Source organism: Mycobacterium sp., from assembly GCF_040509115.1.
Classification (GTDB): Bacteria; Actinomycetota; Actinomycetes; order Mycobacteriales; family Mycobacteriaceae; genus Mycobacterium.
This window is the reverse complement of the sequence record NZ_JBEVLO010000549.1, coordinates 1-5,244: the sequence shown is the minus strand read 5'-3', so window position 1 is coordinate 5,244 and position 5,244 is coordinate 1. Positions and strand designations below refer to the sequence as shown.

The window sequence follows — 5,244 nt, the reverse complement described above, 5'->3', positions numbered from 1 at the left end:
GAACTCGGCGAAGGCACCGGGCCCGGCCCCCATCACCCGCTGTCCCGGGGACCACTCTGCCACCTCAGGGCCGACGTCCTCGATCTCACCGGAGAACTCCATGCCGCACACCTGGCCCAGTCCGCCCGCCGACCCGTGCACCATTCCCTGGCTCATCCGCAAGTCGACGCGATTGAGGGCCGCGGCGTGAACCCGGACCAAGACTTCACCGGGCCCGGGTCTCGGCTTCGCCACCTCGGCGACAGCAGGCCCGGACGCGGTTGCGACGATCGCGCGCATCAGGATCCACCCCCGCGCACCGGTACACCTGCGGCCGAAAGTGCCTGCGCCCACGGGCGGATCGGATCCTGGCCGTCCCAGTCGATCCCGGCTTCCCGGATCGCACCGAAGACCGCCTTCTTCTCCGGGCTCTGTTCGGATAGTTCGATCGCATACCCGTCAGCGACATCGGCATCGAAGTACACGAAGCGACCCCCGCTGAGGAGCCCCCCGTGTGCGACCCGGTGTCCTTTCGCCTGGGCCGCGGCGAAGTCGACGTCGAAGTCTTCGGTCCAGTACGCGACGTGCTGCAATCCCTCGCGTCCCGCCTTCAGGAACTCCTGCCATTGGCTGGGGTGCTCACCCAGGGGCTGGATGAGCTCGATCTGCGTGGGTCCCGAATTGGCCAGCGCCGCGCTGAATGTGGCGTCGGAAGATCTTCCCCGGTGGACGAACTGATCAGGTTTGATCTCGTCGGCGACGAAAAAGGGACCGACACCGAGGAAATCGACCCAGTGTTGAAGTGCTTTGTCGAGGTCGCGGACCACGAATCCGAGTTGCGCGATGGGGCCAGAGGTCATCATCGACTGTCCTTTCTTGGTTGGGGCTATCGGGTGAGTTCGAAGCCGGAGCGCTCGCGATCCCACGTGTCGGCTGAGAGGCCTTCTTGACGCAGCCGATACTTCTCGATGCGATGTGTCGGGGTCTTCGGAAGCTCATCGCGGAACTCGACATAGCGCGGCACCGCGAAGTAAGGCATGCGACCGTCGCAGTGTGTGATCAAATCAAGTTGGCTCAGCTGCGCGCCGGGCTTCACGACGACGAAGACCATCACCTCGTCTTCACCAACCTCGGACGGGACCGCTATCGCCGCCGACTCGGCAACTTCAGGATGTGCGTTGACGACCAGTTCGACTTCGTAGGCCGAGATGTTCTCACCGCGGCGCCGGATCGCGTCCTTCTTGCGGTCGACGTAGTAGAAGTAGTCATCCGCGTCTCGGCGCAGAAGATCTCCGCTGTGGAACCACAGGTTTCGGCTCGCGGCCAGCGTGGCCTCAGGCATGGCGTGGTAGCCGTCCATCATGATGTTGGGGTACCTCGGCCGGAACACCAACTCACCCGTCTGTCCGACCGGTACGGGTTCGTCCTCGTCGTCCACCAGCGCAACGTCGTATCCGCAGATCGCTTTCCCCACCGATCCGATCCGGCGGTCGTCAACGGGATTGGCCAGCGCGACACAGTTTTCCGTCTGCCCGTAGCTCTCGATCAGCGTCACACCGAAACGGTCCTCGAATTCGAGGAACTGATCGGCGGGAGCTGCCGCACCCAGCGCGAACTCGACTCCGTGACGTCTGTCGATATCGGTCACCGGTTGTTTCATCAAGATCGGGATCATCCCGCCGATATAGTTGAAGCGACTGGCCCGAACTGCGCGAAGCCGGTCCCAGAACCTCGACGCCGAGAACCGTGAGTCGAGGATGACCGACGCTCCCGAGACCAGCGCGGACATCACGGTGAGCGCCTGTGCGTTCGCATGGAACAGCGGCAGACAGGTGTAGAGGCGGTCGGCTTGCTGCACTCGGCCGTGAGCCGCGCTTCGCATACCGCTGAACCAGAAATAGTTGTGGCTCAGCATGATCCCCTTCGACAACCCCGTCGTACCGGACGAATACAGGATCGCCATCTGATCTGTGTGGCGGACTTCGGGCCGCTGGACCCGCCGCTCTTCCTCCAGATGAAGCCAGTCGACGACGTTGGCGCCCGGGTTGTTCGATTTGAGCCGGTTCCACACCACGACGTGCTGCAAAGCGGGGAAGGGCGCGAACCGGTCCAGGAACTCCCCTGCGACCACCGCTACCCGGGCCCCGCTGTTGCCGACAACGTGTTCGAGAACCATCCCCTTGTAGGCCGTGTTGACCGGCACTTCGACGGCACCGATCTGCGCGCACGCCAGCCAAACCGCCACGAATTCGGCACAGTTGGGCAGCATCAGCAGAACCCGGTCGCCGGGCGCGACACCCAGAGACTGAAGTCCCGCAGCGATCCGGGTCGACCAGGCGTGGAACTGTCCGTAGGTCCAGACGCGTTCTCCAACAGTCAGAAACTCAGCATCGGGGTGCTCGTCGGCACGGTCGCCGAGCACCGCGCTGAGTGTGCGGCGCTCGGGCGGGACATCGAACAGGTGGTCCATGGGAGACTCCTTTGACGGGCTGGTTAACGGACGAGACGGGTTCCGCCGTCGACGGTGATCTCGGCGCCGGTGACGAAGCTTGCTGCATCCGAGGCGAGGAATGCCACCACTTCGGCGACTTCCCCGGCAGTACCGACCCGTTGCAGGGGTACACGTTCCACGAATCCAACCTCGGTGATGGACAGAATTTGATCGACCATCGGCGTGGCGATGACGCCAGGGTGCACGGAATTACACCGCACCCGTGGTGCGCCCACCGCAGCCACGGTCTTGGTCAACTGCGTCACGCCGCCCTTGGTGGCGCCGTAGGCCACGTTGTAGGCCGTCGGGTAGTAGGACGCGATCGATGCGATGTTGACGATGGCGCCGCCGTCGCCCATCAGCGGCATCATTGCTTGGCAGCCGAGAAACGCGCCGGTCAGGTTCACGTCCATGACGTGCTCCCAATTCTCCAGCGTGCACTCCAGCAAGCCCGCGTGTTTCAGGTCGCCCTGCACCCCGGCAGCGTTGACGAGGACATCCAACTCGCCGGCACCCTGCGCGATGGTGTCCGCCAGCCGGTGCCAGTCCGCCAAGGAACTCACGTCCACGGTTTCGAATGTGATGTGGTCTTGCGTGTCGGCAGGTTCGGCTACATCTGCCGCGATCACGGTGAATCCGCGCTGCGCAAGCACTTTCGCCGTGGCGCCACCGATCCCACTTGCAGCCCCCGTGACGACGGCGAGCCTCGGTGCACTCTTCGCTTTCATTCGACCCTGGCTCTCCATTTGTTAGTCAACAAACTAGTTTCTGACATACATCGAACGTAGATTCTGCGACCTCCGGTCAGCTCCGCAGCGTCAGACGCCCATCGACGAAGGCAAGTGCCTCGGCCACAGCACGATCGAGATCTACGGAGGCATCCAGGAGATGTTGCACCGCCACTCCTCGCAGCATCCCGATCAGAACGGTGGTGAAGCCGTCCACATCGACATCGGCAGGAAGCTCGCGGGCCCGTAGTCCCACCTGCAGCCGTGTCTTGATCTCCGCGCGGAAGCGTTCCTCTGCTGCAGTCACCTGCGATCGGTCGATATCGGTTCCGCCGACCGCGGCGGCAGCCCACAGGGCGACCCTGGCGCGAATCATCGGATCCCCCTTGCCGAGGCTACGGTAGTAGCTCAAGACAATCTCTCGGATGGCTCCTCTGGCATCGAGATTCGAATCGTGCGCCGCAAGGTCTCGGTGGAACTCGTCGGTGACCACATCGAGAATCTGACGAATGAGCGCGTTCTTCGACCCGAAATGATGGGTTGCCAATCCCCTGCTGTAACCAGCGCGAGTACCGATGTCGGCAAACGTCATTCGTGTCGGTCCGACTTCGCCGATGAGCTCGGCGGCGGCGACGAGAAGTCTGCGTTCAGCCTCAAGGCGTCGCTCCGCCTGACGTCGCCTGGGGCGGTGCTTCTCGTCAGCCATGGTGTCGGCCTCCATTTCGGTGGTACTGCGCGGGGGCACGGACATCAGAGCTCCCGCGTCGGTGTTACGTCTTCAGTGTGCCGGACGGCCACGGTGCTGACGTCTGCGAGGTCAGCGCCTCGGCGCTCAGGCATCAGCCACGCCGTGACACCACTGACCAACGCCGTGACGATCACCCACACCGGCGCCAGCCCGCCCACGCCGTGCGCGTGCATGTATTCGTTGAGATACGGTGTTGCGCCGCCAAATAGAGCAACCGAGACCGAGAAGGCCAGCCCTATCCCGAATGTGCGCTCGCGGGTGGAGAATTGTTCGGCCAGCGTCGCCGCCTGCAGGGCACCGGTGGCAGTAGCGAGCACCCAGGCGACGGTCGATGCGATGAACAGCGACCAGGCGCTCTGTCCTGCCAGTGCCACGAGCGGAATCTGCAGCACGGCAACGGCGACCGCCCATCCCATGAACACCGGCCGTCTTCCGATCGCGTCGCCGAGGCGGCCCCACAAGGGCAGGCAGAACAGCCCGATGAATTGCGCGCCTGCCAATGCCAGGTAGGCGGTGCCTGCCGACACACCCTGGTGCACGATTGCATAGGTCGGGATGAACGTCAGCCAGGTGTATTGGAAAACCGTCAGGCCACAGATGAGGCCGATGCCGGTCGCCACCGGGCGGAACAGCCTGCGCGGCGGAGCAGTCGCGGACTCGGCACCTGGCGCGTGCGCCTGCTCGGCGAAAACCTCCGACTCCTCCATCCGTCTGCGCAGGAACATCACAACGAACGACCCCAGCGCACCGAGGACGAACGGTACCCGCCACGCCCAGTCGGCGACCGCCTGCTGACCCAACACCGCAGTCAATGCGACCCCAAGGACAAATGCACAGATGGTGCCGATCAGAACAGCGACGTACGCGAAACTGCTCCACGCGCCACGCTTCTGCGGTGGCGCCAGCTCCGCGACGTAGGAATACGACGTCGCGCTCTCCCCGCCGTGAGCGAACCCCTGGGCCATTCGAGCGAGCAGCAGGACCACCGACGCCCAGACCCCGAGCGTATCGAAATCCGGCGTCAACGCGATGACCGAACTACCGGTTCCCATCATCAGCAGCGTCGCGATGAGGACCGTCTTACGGCCGCGACGGTCGGCGATCCGGCCGAACACGATCCCCCCGATCGGCCGCATGAGGAAGCCAATGGCGAATACCGCGAAAGTCGAGAGCAGCGCAGAAACCGGATCGGTTTTGTCGAACATCGCCGCCGCGATGAACGGCGCGAAGATCCCGTAGATGGCCCACTCGTACCACTCGAGCGAATTGCCCACCGTTATTGCGGCCAGGGTGCGCAC

Annotated in this window: 6 protein-coding genes; all 6 read right to left on the bottom strand. The window is 64.0% G+C overall.

What is annotated here, in order from left to right:
• The coding region (locus ABW137_RS36580; RefSeq protein WP_526407991.1) for an alcohol dehydrogenase catalytic domain-containing protein at positions 1–279 on the bottom strand (279 nt) is incomplete at its 3' end.
• Positions 279–842 (bottom strand): VOC family protein, encoded by a 564-nt coding sequence (locus ABW137_RS36575; protein WP_526407989.1) that lies wholly within the window; start codon positions 840–842, stop codon positions 279–281. The genes ABW137_RS36575 and ABW137_RS36580, both read right to left, overlap by 1 nt.
• A gap of 23 nt (positions 843–865) precedes the next feature.
• Positions 866–2,449, bottom strand: coding sequence for an ATP-dependent acyl-CoA ligase (locus ABW137_RS36570; protein ID WP_526407987.1), 1,584 nt, complete (start codon positions 2,447–2,449; stop codon positions 866–868).
• A gap of 23 nt (positions 2,450–2,472) precedes the next feature.
• Complete coding sequence (locus ABW137_RS36565) at positions 2,473–3,198, bottom strand: SDR family NAD(P)-dependent oxidoreductase (RefSeq protein WP_526407985.1); 726 nt, start codon at positions 3,196–3,198, stop codon at positions 2,473–2,475.
• Between the two features lie 76 nt (positions 3,199–3,274).
• On the bottom strand, positions 3,275–3,904 hold the full coding sequence (locus ABW137_RS36560) for a TetR/AcrR family transcriptional regulator (protein WP_526407993.1): 630 nt from the start codon (positions 3,902–3,904) through the stop codon (positions 3,275–3,277).
• Between the two features lie 44 nt (positions 3,905–3,948).
• A partial coding sequence (locus tag ABW137_RS36555) for an MFS transporter (protein ID WP_526407983.1) occupies positions 3,949–5,244 on the bottom strand: 1,296 nt, incomplete at its 5' end.